Raw genomic sequence first — 14,194 nt, 5'->3', positions numbered from 1 at the left:
AGCGTCCCGCCAGGGCCACCTACCGGCAAGAGGGCGTTCCGGCCACGGTCAGACGGTCGGGAACTCCCCCGCCCGCACGGCGGATACGAACGACATCCACGCGTCCGCGGAAAAGGCCAGCGCGGGCCCCTCGGGGTCCTTCGAATCACGCACGGGGATCACCCCGGGAACGTTACGAGCGAACTCGACGCACGCGCCGCCGTTGCCGTCGCTGTAGCTGCTCTTCAGCCAGTGCGCGGCATGGAGAGCGGGGAGGGTGCTCATTGTCGGTACTCCTTCATCGCGTTGCGGATGAGCACCAGCGACTCCCTCGGCGGCATCGCGGCTGCTCGCAAGCGATCGTACTGCTGCTGGGCAGCCATAACGCCGGACTCGGAGTCTTCAACGTGACCGTGCTGCATCGTCTCCGTGTAGAGCAGGGTGTTGCCTTCGGCCGGCGTCAGCAGGATGAACATCGACGCGCCGCCGGGCACGCCCTGGTCGAACGGTGACACCTGGATGGTGACGTGCGGCGAGTCCGCTTCCTCCAGCAGGCGCGCGAGTTGGCCCGCCATCACGTCGCGGCTGCCGACCACCGTACGCAGCGCCGCTTCGTGCAGGACCATCCACAGCAGAGGGTGCTCAACTCGCTGCCGCAGCGCGGCTCGACGCGCAAGCCGCGCCTCGACCCGCTCGTCGACCTGCTGCCTCTCGTCGCGCGGGTGGACCTGGCTGAAGATCGCCGTCGCGTACTCCCGGGTCTGGAGGATGCCCGGGATGACGACGGGCGAGTAGTCCAGGATCACCGTCGCGTCGCGCTCAAGGTTGACGTAGGGGATGAACCAGCCCGGGTGGCCGCGCTCGCTCACCCGGACGCGTAGGCGCGCGAAAAACCCCGGGGTGCCGAAGATGCGGTCGCACGCTTCCGCGAACTGCTCGGACGCGAGGAGCTTGCCGCTCTCGACGCGGGTGACGTAGGGGCGTTCGTACCCCGTTTCCAGGGCCAACTGGGCCTGGGTCATGCCGCGTTGCTCGCGGGCGTAGCGGACCTCTTGCCCGAAGTAAGCGGCACCGTCCTGCCGTTGCGATGTGTGTGCGTTCATGCGCTCCCCCCGTGCTCGGAGTTCGGGAACCTTTGGAACCCGGTGTGGGCTGGCGACGGTACCCCTTGACAGGGGAACCTGGAAACACAGAGCGAGGGGGCGGACACGGAGAGGCGACCGTCATGCCGTACGGCGAGGGCACCTGGGTGGTGGACACCCGGACCGGGGACGTGGGCCAGGTGATGCGTAGTACCGCGTGGTCACTCTCCCTTCAGCGGCCGGGGAACCAGGGGCTGTGGGCGGCGGAACCGTGCAGCGTACGGCAGGCGCGCCCCGCGGAAGTCGCTTCGGCGGAAGCCGTCTGCCGGGCCCGGGAACTACGCGCAGGGCACCCGGGGGAAGGCACGGACGGCGAGCCCTCGCCCGTCATGAGCAGGCCCACCAGTTGGCTCGTAAAGCTCACTTCGAAAGAGATCGCGCAGAAAGGGAAATTGCATATGGAACCCACCACCGTGGAGGGCGGGCCGTTCCCGTTGCTGGGGCAGCCCGGCAAGGACGGGAGCGAGGCTTTACCGCTTGCTGAGACTCCGCAGGCACGCAAGTGGCGCATCACGACGACGAGTCGGCACACCGTGAGCGGATACCTGCCGCCGTGGGCGGCGGAGGACCCGAGCGAAGTGGACGTGCCGATCGAGCACTTGGCGGCGCGGCTGGTGGACGTCCACCACTACGCGGACTTCGACGGGCAGACGCTGCGGCGGGTGCGGACCACGCAGGACGGCGGGGAGCCGGGGACCCTGCACCTGCTGTCCGGCAGCATCGACTGCGTGCCGTACGCGGCGGACCCGGAGCCGCGGGTGCCGACGGTGACGGTGAACGTCACGCCGGAGTGCTGGCTGAGCGAGTTGGGCCCGGCGGACGTGCTGGCGCTGGCGGAGCAACTGCGGGCGCAGGCGGACCGGTTGGCGTACGAGGTGCACCCGGCGCTGCTGGGGGCGCGGGCGGACTGGGCGGCGGCGCACGACGAGGAGGAGGGTGCGGGCGCACTGGCCGTACGCCCCGCCGCCGGGGACTTCGGGGGGTGCGCGTGAACGCCTCGCAGCCACCGCGGCAGCCAGCACCCACCGTGCCGTACATCGCGACCTGGAGCGCGGAGGAGCGGTCGGCCGGGCCGGTGGTGCTGCGGGCGGACGGGCGCGGCATCGCCTACCGCGACGAGGTGCCCCACGACCGGGACGCGGAAGGGGTGTTGTGGATGCGCTCGGGTCTGGCACGGGGGCGCGGGAAGCCGTCGTTCGGCGCCGTGCACCCGGCGCGGCAGCGGCGCGCGATGCGGTTGCTGCTGTGCCAGGTGTGCGCGGGGCCGGCGGACCGCGACGCGGAGGGCGTGCTCTGGCTGCTCGGGGACGACCGGGACGACTGGCCGGGGTGGCCGGAGGAGATGGGCGCCACCCATCCGCCGATCTGCCGGCCCTGCGCGCTGGTCTCACTGCGCCTGTGCCCGTACCTGCGGCGCGGCCACGCCGTCTACCGCGTCGCTTCCCCCGAGGTCGCCGGCGCCCACGGCATGCTCTTCGCCCCCTCCCCCGATCCCGCCTCCCCGCGCCCGGTTCCCCTCGGCCCGGCCCTCCTCCCCTACGACGACCCCCTCACCCCCTGGCTCCTCGCGGCCCAACTCTCCGTCCGCCTCCACCACTGCACCCCCACCACCCTCTGATCGGGCCGCCCCCTCACCGGCCCCCGCCGTACTCCCGCCCGAGCCGCCGTACCTCGGCGTCGAACGCAGACCGGTCCCTCTCCCTCACTCGAAGGTGAGCCGGGGGATCGTGTCGAGGTCGATGCCGTAACGGCGGTAGACGGCGGTCGTGTTCTCGCTGGTGAGCTCGTGCGCGGGCAGCCCGAGGGCCGCCGCCACCTCGTGGACGTGCTCGCCGCTGCTCCCCTCGATCTCCAGGTAGGGCGGAATGAGCGGCCAGTGGTCGATCTCGACGGCCGCGCCGAGCAGTGCCCACGACGAACGCCGGTTCTCCTGGTACGCCTTCGGCAGGTAGCCGAGCTTGCCGAGGATCGCGTGCGTGGCGTCGAAGTCGCCCACGGTCGTCTCGGTCTCCCGCACCCCGTCGATCGCGTCGCTCAGGATCTCCTTCACGCACAGCGTCGCGGTCTCCCCGTTGGCGCGCAGCCGCACCCACGTCCCCGGGCCGCCGGGGATGTCGTACACGTACCGGCGCTGGAGCCGGTCCCCGGTGTGCTCGGCACCGGCCGCCCGCAGTCTGGCGCGGATCTCGTCGGGGTCGATCCCGAGGGCCTTCGCCTCGAACTCGATCGCGGTCGTGCTCATCGCGGCTTCCTCCTGTCGGCTGGGGGTCTCCCCCTCGCGACGGCGCCGGGCGGTCCGGGACGCCGTACGGCCAGCACACCACGCCGACCGGGCGGGCCGCTGCGGGGTGGGAGCGCCACCACTCGCTCGGGTTCCTCAGTCGTGCGGCGCTGGGGACTTGGCTGCGGCGGCTCCGGTGTGCGCTGACGCGTTCGTCCATTGGGACAGCAGACGCAGCGAGGTCTCGGAGGGGCTGCCGGGTTCGGTGGCGTAGACGAAGAGGGTCTGGTCCAGGTCGTCCCCGGGGGTGAGGGCCTGGTAGGTGACGGTGAGGTCGCCGACGAGCGGGTGGTGGTAGTCCTTGGTGCCGGTCGTGCGCCGGTGCACCTTGTGGTCCGACCAGAAGCGGCGGAACTCCTCGCTGCGGATGGACAGCTCGCCGACCAGGGCGCTCAGGCCGGGGTCGTCCGGGTGGCGGCCCGCGTCGAGGCGGAGCATGGCCGCGGTGTCCGCGGCGACGCCGGCCCAGTCCCGGTACAGCTCGCGCGCGTGCGGGTCGAGGAAGACGAAGCGGGCCTGGTTCCGCTCGGCCGCGGGCAGCGCGCGGAACTCGGTGATCAGGCGCCCGGCGAGCTGGTTGTGGGCCAGCACGTCAAGGCGCCGCCCGAGGACGAAGGCGGGGCGGCAGGTCTGCTGGAGGGCGTCCAGCAGGTCCCAGGTGGCGCGGTGGACCTGCTGGGGGCGGGGGCGGCGGCGCCGGGTGGGCCGGGACCGGGGCCGCCCGAGCGTGTGCAGGTGGCTGCGCTCGGCGTCGTCCGGGTGCAGGGCGGTGGCGAGCGCGTCGAGGACCTCCGCCGAGGCGCTGCGGCTGCGGCCCTGTTCGAGCCGCGTGTAGTAGTCCACGCTCACACCGGCCAGCCGGGCGAGCTCCTCCCGGCGCAGGCCGGACACCCGGCGCCGGCCCCCGCCCGGGTCGTCGAGCCCGGCTTCCCGCGGGGTGAGGCGCGAGCGGGCGGAGCGGAGGAATTCCGCCATCGGTGCGCTGTCGGGGTGCTCACGGTCCATCCCTCCAGGGTCGCGCACGCGCCGGCGCCGCGGGAGCTGGAAGGTGGCCCAGTTCCTCCCCCGATCAGCCGGGCCCTCCTGCGCCCTCTTCTGCCTGCTCAAAGCTGGTTCGGTGGAAGCCGTCCCCGCCGCCGGGAGTGGCGGTCGGGGCAGCGTCCGAACAGAGGAACAGGACAGAGGAACAGGGAGGAATCTCATGTCGACGTGGTTCATCACCGGTGCGTCCCGAGGGCTGGGGCTGGAGATCGCGCGGGCCGCGCTGCGGGGCGGCGACACGGTCGTGGCCGCGGCCCGCAACCCGCGGAGACTGCCGGCCGACCTGCTCGGCTCCGACCGCGTCCTCGGCGTCGCCCTCGACGTCACCCGGAGCGAGGAGATCACCGCGGCCGTGGAAGCGGCGGTGCGGCGCTTCGGCACGGTCGACGTCCTCGTCAACAACGCGGGCCGCGGCCTGCTGGGTGCGCTGGAGGAGGTCACGGACGCCGAGGCGCGTGCGCTGTTCGACCTCAACGTCTTCGGGCTGATCGCCGTGACCCGCGCCGTCCTGCCCGTCATGCGCGCGGCCGGGGCGGGGAAGATCGTGCACATCGGCTCCCGCTCCGGGTTCGAGGGGGAGCCCGGGGTGAGTATGTACAACGCCTCGAAGTTCGCGGTGGCCGGCATCGGCGAGGCCCTCGCGGTGGAGCTGGCGCCGTTCGGCATCCAGAGCATGGTCGTGGAACCCGGTGTCTTCCGCACCGACTTCCTCGACACCAGCTCCCTGTCGACCGCGGCCCGGCGTATCCCCGCCTACGACGGCACGCCCGCGCACGCCACCCTGGACTGGGCCGGCACCGCCAACCACACCCAGCTCGGCGACCCCGCCAAGGGCGCCGCCCTGATCCACGAGGTCACCTGCGGCGACGAGCTCCCCAGGCACCTGGCGCTCGGGCGCGACGCGATCGAACGCCAGCAGGTGAAGATCCGCAGCCTTCAGGCCGACCTCGCGGCCTGGCAGGACCGGTCCGCCGCCACCGCCTGCGACGACGCTGACGATACGGAGGCCGCCGCCTAGGTGCCCGTCGCGGTCGTGGCGATGCCGCCGTCGACCGGGATGACGGTGCCGGTGAGGTAGCGCCCGGCCCGGCTGGCGAGGAAGACGGCGACACCTGCCATGTCGTCGTCGCGGCCGAGCCGGCGCAGCGGGGCCTTCGCCGCGATCGTGTCGCCGACGGCCTCGAGCGTGGCCGCCATCATGTGCGACGGGAAGGGCCCCGGGGCCACCGCGTTGACCGTGACGTGCTGGGGGCCCAGTTCCCTGGCGAGCACCCGGGTGAGCTGGTGGAGCCCCGCTTTGCTGCTGGCGTAGGAGTAGTTGGGCGACTCGGCGACGTGGATGGCGGCGATGCTGCCGATGTTGACGACCCGCGCGGGGTCGTCGGCGGTGCCCGCCCGGCGAAGTGCGGGCAGCAGCGCCTGCACCAGCCAGAACGGCGACTTGAGGTTGAGGTCGATCACCGTGTCCCACGCCTCGTCCGGGAACGTCTCCAGCGGCTCGCGCCACATCGCGCCCGCGTTGTTGACGAGGATGTCCAGGCGTTCCGCGTCGGCCGTGACGAGATCGGCGAGGCGCCGGCACTCGTCGTGCCGGGACAAGTCGGCGGGGATGGCCTGGACGTCGCCGAACGCGGACAGTTCCTGCTGTGCCTGCGCGCACGCGTCCGGGGTGCGTGAGCTGATGACGACGCGGGCGCCGGCCTGGAGCAGGCCGCGCGCGATCATCAGCCCGATCCCCTTGGTGCCGCCCGTGACAAGTGCGGACTTCCCCGTCAGGTCGAATAGGTCTGCGTGCGCGGTGAATTGGTTGTCTGCCATGGGTCTCCGTCCTCGGAATCGGTCTCCGCAGCCTAGGCACGTATTGCGGGCGGCCGGGAGGCCCTGCTGTTCGGGGAACTGCCGATTCCCCCTTGTCCGAAGGCGCATTGCCGCGGCTACGGGGCGCGTTGCCGAAAGGGGCACTGGCAGGGCCTGTCTCCGCCTGCGGGCAGGGCTTATGGTGAAGCGGTGGCCAGCATCGATCCGCGTACCGAGATCAAGGAATTCCTGACGTCGCGCCGCGCGCGGATCGCGCCCGAGCGGGCCGGGCTGGCCGCCCACGGCGGCAACCGCCGGGTCAAGGGGCTGCGCCGGGAAGAGGTGGCCCTCCTGGCGGGGGTGTCGGTCGACTACTACGTGCGGATGGAGCGCGGCAGCCTGACCAGCGCCTCCGACGGGGTGCTCGACGCGTTGGCCGCCGCCTTGCAGCTCGACGAGGCCGAGCGCGACCACCTGTTCCACCTCGCGCGGCAGTCCCGGGCGCCGGGCGGTCCGCACCGCCGGCGGCCCGCGGTGACGGTGCGCCGGGCGCTTCAGCAGGTGCTCGACGCGCTCACCGACGCGCCGGCGTGGATCTGCAACGGCCGTTATGACGTACTGGCCACGAATCACCTGGCCCGCGCGCTGTATTCACCGGTGCTCGCCGACACGCGGCGGCCGGCGAACACCGCGCGGTTCGTTTATCTGGAATCCGATGCGGCCCGCGCGTTCTTCGTCGACTACGACCGGATCGCCCGCGATGTGGCCGCGAAACTGCGCATGGAAGCGGGCCGCGATCCGCGCGACGGGGAACTGGTCGCCCTGGTCGGCGAATTGTCCACACGCAGCGAGCTGTTCCGGCAGCGGTGGGCGTCCCAGGACGTCCGGCTCCACCGGTCCGGGCACAAGCGGCTGCACCATCCGGTGGTGGGCCGGCTCGACCTGGACGTCGAGTCGATGGAGCTGCCCGCCGACCCCGGCCTGCACCTGAACGTCTACACCGCGCCCGCCGGCACACCGACCGCGGGCAATCTGGTGCTCCTGGCATCTTGGGCGGCCGGCCAGGGGAAGCCGCCGACCGGGGCTCCCGCGCTCGGCTGAGGGGGCGGTCCCGGGTGCGCCCGGTGGCTGCGGCTCCCCGCCGCGGGGGTCTCTGCTTGTCGGCCGGGTGCCGCCCGGTGGAGGGCTGGTCGCGCAGTTCCCCGCGCCCCTGGATGTGGTTGCCCGCCGTCGTCAGGTGCGGTCGCTGCGTGCTGCCGAGCAGCCGTACCTGCCCGGGGGCGCGGGGACTGCGCGACCAGCCCGCCGCCGGGTGCGGTCGCGGGGGGGTTCAGCCCGCCAGCTGCCGGAGCCATTCGCGCAGCAGAGCCGTCTCCGTGGATCTCAGGGGCACCCCGGCGCCCGCGGCGGCGGGCGGTTCGGCGGTGAGCGCGGTTTCCAGCGCCGCGTCGAGGGCGAGCGCGCGCGAGGCCAGGTCCGACCCGGACGCGGCGGGCGCGTCGGTGGTGACGGAGGCGATGACGGTGTCCCGCAGCCGTGCCGACGTGGTCAGGTCCCGCTGCGCGGGCGGTTCGCCGATCAGCGCCAGCGCGGCACCCGTCGTCGCCGCGTGGATGACGCGGGTCGCCTGCTCCACCGGGACCCGGAGCCGCCCGGCCTCGGCCGCGCGGCGCAGCACCCCCACCAGCAGGGCGTGCGCCTCGTCCGCGGCGGGGGGACGCTGCCCGGGCCGCACCGTGCCGTACATGAGCATGTAGAACGCGGGGTGCCGCAGCCCGAAGTCGACGTGCAGGTCCCAGCCGCGGTAGAGGTCGGCGACCGGGTCGTGCGGGGTCAGCGCCAGCGCCTCCTCCTTCTCGGCGAGGTACATCTCGAAGCCGTAGGCGGCCAGTTCGGCCAGGAGGCCGTCCTTGTCGTCGAACATCCGGTAGAGCGCGGGGGCCGTGATGCCCGCGGCCGCGGCGACCGCCCGCGTGGAGACCGCTTCGCTGCCGCCCTCCTCCAGGAGCTTGGCCGCCACCTGTAGTACCTGGCGCCGCGCGGCGCGTCGTCCCTCGTCCATGGAACAACGATACCCGATTTTGCATACCGCCGTTATATCGATGCTACCGTTCTTAGCGGAACGGCGATACCGGCCTGATGGCGGGTGCCACCGGTCCGCGGGGCTCGGCATGCCCCGCGCCCCGGCCGGGGCCGCCGGCCCTCGCCGAGGCACCACCGCACACGCCGCCACCGCGGCAGGAGAGGAACACCCCCATGTCCGACATCTCGATCGTCATCGCGTCGCACTCCGGCTACGGCCACACCGCGCAGCTCGCCACCGCCGTCGCGGACGGCGCCCACTCCGTGGCCGGGACACAGGTCCACCGCGTGGACGTCGCCGCCCTCAGCGACGCCGACTGGGACCTGATGGACGCCGCGGACGGCATCATCTTCGGCACCCCCACCTACATGGGCACCGCGTCCGGGGCGTTCCACACCTTCGCCGAGGCCACCAGCAAGCGCTGGATGTCCCGCGCCTGGAGCGACAAGCTCGCCGCGGGATTCACCAACTCCGGCTCCATGAGCGGCGACAAGTTGCACACCTTGCAGTACCTCTCGCTCCTGGCGGCCCAGCACGGGATGCTCTGGGTGAGCCTGAACCTCCTGCCGGGCTGGAACACCACCACGTCCGGCCCCGAGGACGACAACCGCCTCGGCTTCTACCTCGGCGCCGGCGCGCAGAGCTTCAACGACACCCCCGACGTCCATGACGCGGACCTCAGCACCGCCCGCCACCTCGGCCGGCGCGTCGCCGAGCAGACCCGCATCCACCGCGCCGGACTGGCCGCCGCGACCCGCGCGCACTGACCCGGCCCGCACCGACCTGTCCGTCCACGAACCGCACTTCAGACCACACTTCAGACCGCACTTCATCGAAGGAGCGCACCATGCACACCCGGACGCTCGGCAGCCAGGGCCTGGAGGTCTCGGCGATCGGCTACGGCGCGATGGGCCTGACGATGGCCTACGGACCCACCGACGAGGAGGCCGGCGTCGCTGCCCTCCGCCGCGCCCACGAACAGGGCGTGACCTTCTTCGACACCGCCGAGATGTACGGCTGGGGCACCGGCTCCAACGAGATCCTGGTCGGAAAAGCGGTCCGGGACTTCCGCGACGACGTGGTGCTGGCCACCAAGTTCGGCGTCGACATGTCGGTCCCGCCCGAGCAGATCGGCGTCCGGCTCGACAGCCGGCCCGCCACCATCCGCAAGGTCGCCGACAACAGCCTGCGCTACCTCGGCGTGGACCACATCGACGTCTTCTACCAGCACCGCGTCGACCCCGAGGTGCCCGTCGAGGAGGTCGCGGGCACCGTCGGGGAGCTGATCGACGCGGGCAAGGTGAAGTACTTCGGACTCAGCGAGGCCGGACCCGAGACGATCCGCAGGGCGCACGCCGTGCAGCCGGTCTCCGTCCTCCAGACCGAGTACTCCCTGTTCGAACGGGACGTCGAGCAGCTCTTCCCGGTCCTGGCCGACCTCGGCATCGGCTTCGTCGCCTACTCGCCCCTCGGCCGCGGCTTCATCACCGGCACCGCCAGGCCCGCCGGCCGGTACGAGGGCAACGACATCCGAAACGCCGACCCGCGCTGGCAGCCCGGCAACTTCGAGAAGAACCTCGAAGCCGTCGAACAGCTCGCCGCCCTCGCAGCGGCCAAGAGCGCCACCGTCTCCCAGCTCGCCCTGGCCTGGCTCCTGACCCGCGGCGAGCACGTCGTGCCCATCCCCGGCACCCGCAGCCCGCAGCGCATCGACGAGAACGTGGGCGCCGCCGACCTCACCCTCACCGACGCCGACCTCGCCGCCATCGACGCGATCCTCCCCCACGGCGGCTTCGGCGCCCGCTACGCCGGCGGCAACGTGCCGACCTGGACCTGATCCCCGTCCCGAGCGGGGGCTTGCGTCCCGGGGCGAGGGGCAGTTCGATCGGCGTATGAGCGGGACACGTGCCGGTGTGACGTACGACGCCGTGGGGATGACGAAGGGAGCGGCGGCGCCCGAGGGGTTCCGGGCGCTCACGGTGCGGGCACGGCTCGGGGGCGGGGCGTACGAGGACGCGGTGCGGGTGCTGTCCGGGTGGGGGATGCACCGCGGGACACCGGGGATGAGGGTGCCCGCGGGGACGCCGGCGGCCGCGCCGGGGGTGCGGGTGGAGCTGCGGTGGGGGCCGGTACGAGCGCCGTGCGAGGTGGTGTGGACGGTCGCGGAGCCCGATCGCGCGGGCTTCGCCTACGGGACACTGCCCGGGCACCCGGAGTGCGGCGAGGAGTCCTTCGTGATCCGCCGACTCCCGGACGGCGCAGCGGAGTTGACGGTGCGCGCGTACAGCCGCCCGGCCGCGTGGTGGCTGCGTACGGCCGGCCCCCTCGGCCGGTGCGGGCAGCGCGCCATGGCCCACCTGTACGGGAGGGCGCTGCGCCGGGCATGTGGGGGAGGCTAGGCCGCGTAGGGGTTGCCGGGGAGCCAGGCGGTGCCGTCGGACAGTTCGCGGGCCGCGTCCAAGTGGCCGCAGTGGCAGGCGACTTCGGTGAGGACGTGGATGAGCACGTGCCGTACGTCGGGCAGCCGCCAGTCCGGCCACAGCTCCACCGGCCAGGCGGCGAGGGGCTGTTCGGGGTGGGCCGAGGCCAGGACGGCGTCCGCCCGGGCGATGGCTGCGCGGTACTCCGCGAAGACCTCCGCGGCGCCCATCCCCTCGGGGACGGACCAGTGCGGCCGCGCGCCCGCCGCGAGCTGCCCCGCCACGTCCGGCGCCCCCGCGACCACCCCGGCGAACCAGAACAGCTCGACGTCCACGGTCAGATGCCGCACCAGCGCCAGGCAGCTCCACCCGCTGGGCAGCGCCGCCCGCCGCAGCTCCTCCTCCGAGAGCCCGTCGAGAATCCCCAGTACGTGCTTCCGCTGGCCGTCCAACGCCGCTTTCAGGGCGCCGATTTCAGCGCTTCCCGTGCCACCTGTCATGCCCGGCAGGCTAGCGCGGGGGTACGACAGCCCGGTCCGGTGTCACACGGTGAACGCCCCGGTGGCCGCGTCGAGGGCCATCACCCGGCCGCTGACAGAGGTGTAGACGAAACCGTAGGCGGCCGCCATGTCGCTGCCCACCTTCTCCAGCATCGTCGTGGACCAGCGCTGGGAGCCGTTGCCGGCGTCGATGGCGTAGACGGTGCCGTCCTTGTCCGAGGTGTCGGCGACGAAGACCAGGTCATCCGCCAGTGCGATCTGCGTGGGGTATTCCTGGCTGGTCTTCACCGCATGGCCCCACTTCCGCTTCCCCGTCGACGCGTCGAGCGCGTGGACCAGTCCGTTCCCCACATCGTCACCGCCGGTGAGGTAGAGCGTGTCGCCCGCCGCGCGGATGCTCTGCCCGTTGTACTGGAGCGACCACTTCTTGGTGCCCCGGGCGGCGTGGAGCGCGTAGAGGTCCGTGGAGTCGTCGAGGACGTACACCACTCCGCCGGACACGACAGGCGGCGCGTCGGAGCGTGTTCCGAGGCTGAGCGGGAAGTCCCATTTCTTGGCGCCGCCGGCCGCGTCGAGCGCGTGCAGGGCCTTGTCACCGTTGACGTACACCGTGCCGTCGGCCACCGCCAGCCCGCCGGAGTCCTTGTCCCCCAGAGGGTGGTCCCACACCTTCCGGCCGGTGGCCGCGTGCACGGCATACGCGTGGCCGTCCGCCGTGAAGTAGACGGTCCCGCCGGCCACGACCGGCGCGTGCTCGGAGTCGCCGAAGGTGCAGAACCACTTCTTCTTGCCCGTCGCGTCCAGCGCGCCCAGGCCGTACGTGCTGCCGATCTGCCCGCCCGCGCACACCACCCCGCCACCGGCCGCCAGGGGGTCGCGGAACCGGTACTCCCGGGAGAAGTCGGCAGGACCCTTCCAGCGCGTGTGTCCGGTGCGGGCGTCCAGGGCGACGATGGTCTCCTCGGTGGAGACGTACAGGGTGCCGTCGGCCACGGTGAACCGGGGCGGATCATCGGTGTGGATCGATTCCTCGTAGTAGGCCCACGGCTTCACCTTCTGCTTGGGCTTCTCCGGGGTGTGGTCGGGGATGAGGGCGGCCCCGATGCCGCCGGCCACCGCTACGGCCCCGCCCAGGCCGAGCCACAGGGCGCGGCGCCGCCCGACGGACCGGGCCGCACCGGGTGCCGGGGCACCGCCGGACGCCGGGGCGGCGGGCGGTGCCGACGGGCCGCGGGTCTGGGTCGGCAGGTGGTGCGGCGCACGCGGCTGGACCGAACCGCCCGGCGCGTACGGGGACGGGGGCACGGCGGGTGGCGTGGGCACGTCCGGAGCGGTGGGCGTCGGCACCGCCGCCAGGTCCAGCGCCCGCAGCTCGTCATGGACGGCGGCAGCCGACTGCGGACGGTCGGCCGGGTCCTTCGCCAGCAGCCGCAGCACCAGCGCGTCGAGCGCCGCGGGCACCCCGGTGCGCAGCGAACTCGGCGCCTGCGGCGGCCTGGTGAGATGCGCGGTCATCAGCGACACCGGGTCGCCCATCGGGAACGGCGGCTTCCCGGTGAGCAGTTCGTGCAGCACGCAGCCGAACGCGTACAGGTCGCTGCGCGCGTCCCCGGACTGCTCGGCGAACCGTTCCGGCGCCATGTACGCCAGCGTGCCCATGACCTGGCTGGACTTGTCCGTGGCGGCCATGAAGCGGGCGATGCCGAAGTCGAGGACCTTCACCTCGCCGCCGTCGGTCAGCATCAGGTTCGCCGGCTTGAGGTCCCGGTGCACCACGCCCGCCCCATGGGCGGCGGCCAGCGCGGCAGCGGTCTGCGCGGCCCACTCGACGCTCACCGCGGGCGGCGGCGGACCGTCCTCGTGCAGGACGACCGCGAGGTCGCGCCCGGTGACGTACTCCATGACGAGGTAGAGCGTGCCGTCACCCGGGTCGCGGCCCATGTCGTGCACGGTGACGACACCGCGGTGGCTGAGCCCGCCCGCCGTGCGCGCCTCACGGAAGAACAGGTCGGCGGCGAGGCCGTGTTGGTGGTCCGGCAGCAGCTTGACCGCGACCCGGCGGCCGATCACCCGGTCCCGGCCCTCCCACACCTCCCCCATCCCGCCCCGGCCGACGAACGCCGCGAGTTCGTATCTGTCCGCTATGACGCGCACCGCTGTTTCCCTCCGTACCGGTCCCCCGTTGCCCCACCCAACTCCGCACCGTAACGGACCTCGCGTGTCCCACGCGTCCCAACGCACGGGCCGGCTCGCACAGGATGGCGAACCGGCCCGGGAACTGCGGGAGGGGGAAGGTCAGTTGCTGCGCCGCACCCCGGGGGAGACCACGGCCCGCTCGACCAGCCAGATCAACCCGACCATGGCCAGGGCGAGCAGCGCGATCAGCGTGGCGCCGCCGACCACGGTGGCGTAGTTGCGCTGGTAGAGCCCGTCCACGATGTAGCGGCCGAGACCGCCGAGGCTGACGGTCGCGGCGATGGCCGCGGTCGAGACGACCTGGATGGCCGCGGAGCGGAACCCGCTGATGATCAGCGGGAGCGCCGCGGGCAGTTCGACCTGGAAGAGGACGGCCGCGGGGCCCATGCCCATGCCGCGGGCGGCGTCCACCGGCGCCGGGTCCACGGTGCGGATCGCCTCGTAGGAGGTGACGAGGATCGGCGGGACCGCGAGTGCGACCAGCGGGATCATCACCGGGACCAGGCCGATGCCCAGCCAGAAGAACATCAGCACCAGCAGGCCGTAACTGGGCAGTGCGCGGCCCGCGGTGGCCACCAGCGCGAGGGCGTTGCCGCCGCGCCCGGTGTGGCCGGTGATGAGGCCGATCGGCAGCGCGATGACGGCCGCGATGGCCAGCGCCTCGAAGGTGTAGCCGAGGTGCTCCTCCAGGCGGTGCGGGACGCCCGCGTACCCGTGCCAGTGGGCGCCGTCGCTGAAGAAGACGTTCATGAAGT

The 14,194-nt window shown here is 72.8% G+C and carries 16 protein-coding genes; 7 read left to right on the top strand and 9 right to left on the bottom strand.

What is annotated here, in order from left to right; all coding sequences use genetic code 11:
- Positions 1-48: 48 nt before the first annotated feature.
- Both AC3EVP_RS04430 and AC3EVP_RS04425 read right to left on the bottom strand, forming a co-directional pair.
- Complete coding sequence (locus AC3EVP_RS04430; RefSeq protein ID WP_435126189.1) at positions 49-264, bottom strand: DUF397 domain-containing protein; 216 nt, start codon at positions 262-264, stop codon at positions 49-51.
- The gene (locus AC3EVP_RS04425) at positions 261-1,082 is read right to left on the bottom strand and encodes a helix-turn-helix domain-containing protein (protein WP_435126186.1); all 822 of its coding nucleotides are present in this window, start codon (positions 1,080-1,082) and stop codon (positions 261-263) included. Before AC3EVP_RS04425 ends, AC3EVP_RS04430 begins: the two co-directional genes overlap by 4 nt.
- Positions 1,083-1,519: 437 nt before the next feature.
- Here AC3EVP_RS04425 and AC3EVP_RS04420 point away from each other — a divergent pair, with 437 nt between their 5' ends.
- Entirely contained in the window at positions 1,520-2,113 is a 594-nt protein-coding gene (locus AC3EVP_RS04420) for a DUF6907 domain-containing protein (protein WP_435126183.1), read from the top strand.
- A gap of 35 nt (positions 2,114-2,148) precedes the next feature.
- On the top strand, positions 2,149-2,739 hold the full coding sequence (locus AC3EVP_RS04415) for a hypothetical protein (protein ID WP_435126180.1): 591 nt from the start codon (positions 2,149-2,151) through the stop codon (positions 2,737-2,739).
- An 84-nt stretch (positions 2,740-2,823) separates the two neighbouring features.
- Here the strand turns inward: AC3EVP_RS04415 and AC3EVP_RS04410 are convergent, their stop codons facing one another.
- Together AC3EVP_RS04410 and AC3EVP_RS04405 are read right to left on the bottom strand one after the other, a co-directional pair.
- Positions 2,824-3,363: a class IV adenylate cyclase gene (locus AC3EVP_RS04410; protein ID WP_435126177.1), complete on the bottom strand. Its 540-nt coding sequence runs from the start codon at positions 3,361-3,363 to the stop codon at positions 2,824-2,826.
- A gap of 135 nt (positions 3,364-3,498) precedes the next feature.
- A complete protein-coding gene (locus tag AC3EVP_RS04405; protein WP_435126175.1) occupies positions 3,499-4,407 on the bottom strand; it encodes a helix-turn-helix transcriptional regulator in 909 nt (302 codons plus the stop codon).
- A gap of 196 nt (positions 4,408-4,603) precedes the next feature.
- Between AC3EVP_RS04405 and AC3EVP_RS04400 the strand changes: the two genes are divergently transcribed.
- The gene (locus AC3EVP_RS04400; RefSeq protein ID WP_435126173.1) at positions 4,604-5,461 is read left to right on the top strand and encodes an SDR family NAD(P)-dependent oxidoreductase; all 858 of its coding nucleotides are present in this window, start codon (positions 4,604-4,606) and stop codon (positions 5,459-5,461) included.
- Here the strand turns inward: AC3EVP_RS04400 and AC3EVP_RS04395 are convergent.
- A complete protein-coding gene (locus AC3EVP_RS04395; protein ID WP_435126171.1) occupies positions 5,458-6,261 on the bottom strand; it encodes an SDR family oxidoreductase in 804 nt (267 codons plus the stop codon). The two genes, AC3EVP_RS04400 and AC3EVP_RS04395, sit on opposite strands and share 4 nt — an antisense overlap.
- Before the next feature lie 198 nt (positions 6,262-6,459).
- Between AC3EVP_RS04395 and AC3EVP_RS04390 the strand changes: the two genes are divergently transcribed.
- Positions 6,460-7,341, top strand: a complete 882-nt coding sequence (locus AC3EVP_RS04390) for an MmyB family transcriptional regulator (protein WP_435126299.1) — start codon at positions 6,460-6,462, stop codon at positions 7,339-7,341.
- A gap of 229 nt (positions 7,342-7,570) precedes the next feature.
- On the opposite strand, the gene AC3EVP_RS04385 is transcribed toward AC3EVP_RS04390, so the two are convergent.
- Positions 7,571-8,302: a TetR/AcrR family transcriptional regulator gene (locus tag AC3EVP_RS04385; protein ID WP_435126168.1), complete on the bottom strand. Its 732-nt coding sequence runs from the start codon at positions 8,300-8,302 to the stop codon at positions 7,571-7,573.
- Between the two features lie 194 nt (positions 8,303-8,496).
- On the opposite strand from AC3EVP_RS04385, the gene AC3EVP_RS04380 reads away from it, so the two are divergent.
- The 3 genes from AC3EVP_RS04380 (at position 8,497) to AC3EVP_RS04370 (ending at position 10,722) form a co-directional block, all read left to right on the top strand.
- Entirely contained in the window at positions 8,497-9,090 is a 594-nt protein-coding gene (locus AC3EVP_RS04380; protein ID WP_435126165.1) for a flavodoxin family protein, read from the top strand.
- 80 nt (positions 9,091-9,170) lie between these two features.
- The gene (locus AC3EVP_RS04375) at positions 9,171-10,160 is read left to right on the top strand and encodes an aldo/keto reductase (protein WP_435126162.1); all 990 of its coding nucleotides are present in this window, start codon (positions 9,171-9,173) and stop codon (positions 10,158-10,160) included.
- Between the two features lie 55 nt (positions 10,161-10,215).
- A complete protein-coding gene (locus tag AC3EVP_RS04370; RefSeq protein WP_435126159.1) occupies positions 10,216-10,722 on the top strand; it encodes a DUF1990 domain-containing protein in 507 nt (168 codons plus the stop codon).
- Here the strand turns inward: AC3EVP_RS04370 and AC3EVP_RS04365 are convergent.
- The 3 genes from AC3EVP_RS04365 to AC3EVP_RS04355 all read right to left on the bottom strand — a co-directional run bounded on the left by AC3EVP_RS04365 (position 10,719) and on the right by AC3EVP_RS04355 (position 14,189).
- Complete coding sequence (locus AC3EVP_RS04365) at positions 10,719-11,243, bottom strand: DinB family protein (protein ID WP_435126156.1); 525 nt, start codon at positions 11,241-11,243, stop codon at positions 10,719-10,721. The two genes, AC3EVP_RS04370 and AC3EVP_RS04365, sit on opposite strands and share 4 nt — an antisense overlap.
- A gap of 42 nt (positions 11,244-11,285) precedes the next feature.
- The gene (locus tag AC3EVP_RS04360) at positions 11,286-13,397 is read right to left on the bottom strand and encodes a protein kinase domain-containing protein (protein ID WP_435126153.1); all 2,112 of its coding nucleotides are present in this window, start codon (positions 13,395-13,397) and stop codon (positions 11,286-11,288) included.
- A gap of 141 nt (positions 13,398-13,538) precedes the next feature.
- Complete coding sequence (locus AC3EVP_RS04355) at positions 13,539-14,189, bottom strand: ABC transporter permease (protein WP_435126296.1); 651 nt, start codon at positions 14,187-14,189, stop codon at positions 13,539-13,541.
- Positions 14,190-14,194: the final 5 nt, after the last annotated feature.

The organism is Actinacidiphila sp. bgisy144 (genome assembly GCF_057708105.1).
This window is presented reverse-complemented; position numbering and strand designations above follow the sequence as displayed.

Bases quoted from the DNA above. Each gene is read 5' to 3' on its own strand.
- AC3EVP_RS04430 (WP_435126189.1), bottom strand. From the start codon at position 264: ATGAGCACCCTCCCCGCTCTCCATGCCGCGCACTGGCTGAAGAGCAGC.
- AC3EVP_RS04425 (WP_435126186.1), bottom strand. From the start codon at position 1,082: ATGAACGCACACACATCGCAACGGCAGGACGGTGCCGCTTACTTCGGG.
- AC3EVP_RS04420 (WP_435126183.1), top strand. From the start codon at position 1,520: ATGGAACCCACCACCGTGGAGGGCGGGCCGTTCCCGTTGCTGGGGCAG.
- AC3EVP_RS04410 (WP_435126177.1), bottom strand. From the start codon at position 3,363: ATGAGCACGACCGCGATCGAGTTCGAGGCGAAGGCCCTCGGGATCGAC.
- AC3EVP_RS04405 (WP_435126175.1), bottom strand. From the start codon at position 4,407: ATGGACCGTGAGCACCCCGACAGCGCACCGATGGCGGAATTCCTCCGC.
- AC3EVP_RS04400 (WP_435126173.1), top strand. From the start codon at position 4,604: ATGTCGACGTGGTTCATCACCGGTGCGTCCCGAGGGCTGGGGCTGGAG.
- AC3EVP_RS04395 (WP_435126171.1), bottom strand. From the start codon at position 6,261: ATGGCAGACAACCAATTCACCGCGCACGCAGACCTATTCGACCTGACG.
- AC3EVP_RS04385 (WP_435126168.1), bottom strand. From the start codon at position 8,302: ATGGACGAGGGACGACGCGCCGCGCGGCGCCAGGTACTACAGGTGGCG.
- AC3EVP_RS04380 (WP_435126165.1), top strand. From the start codon at position 8,497: ATGTCCGACATCTCGATCGTCATCGCGTCGCACTCCGGCTACGGCCAC.
- AC3EVP_RS04375 (WP_435126162.1), top strand. From the start codon at position 9,171: ATGCACACCCGGACGCTCGGCAGCCAGGGCCTGGAGGTCTCGGCGATC.
- AC3EVP_RS04370 (WP_435126159.1), top strand. From the start codon at position 10,216: ATGAGCGGGACACGTGCCGGTGTGACGTACGACGCCGTGGGGATGACG.
- AC3EVP_RS04365 (WP_435126156.1), bottom strand. From the start codon at position 11,243: ATGACAGGTGGCACGGGAAGCGCTGAAATCGGCGCCCTGAAAGCGGCG.
- AC3EVP_RS04355 (WP_435126296.1), bottom strand. From the start codon at position 14,189: ATGAACGTCTTCTTCAGCGACGGCGCCCACTGGCACGGGTACGCGGGC.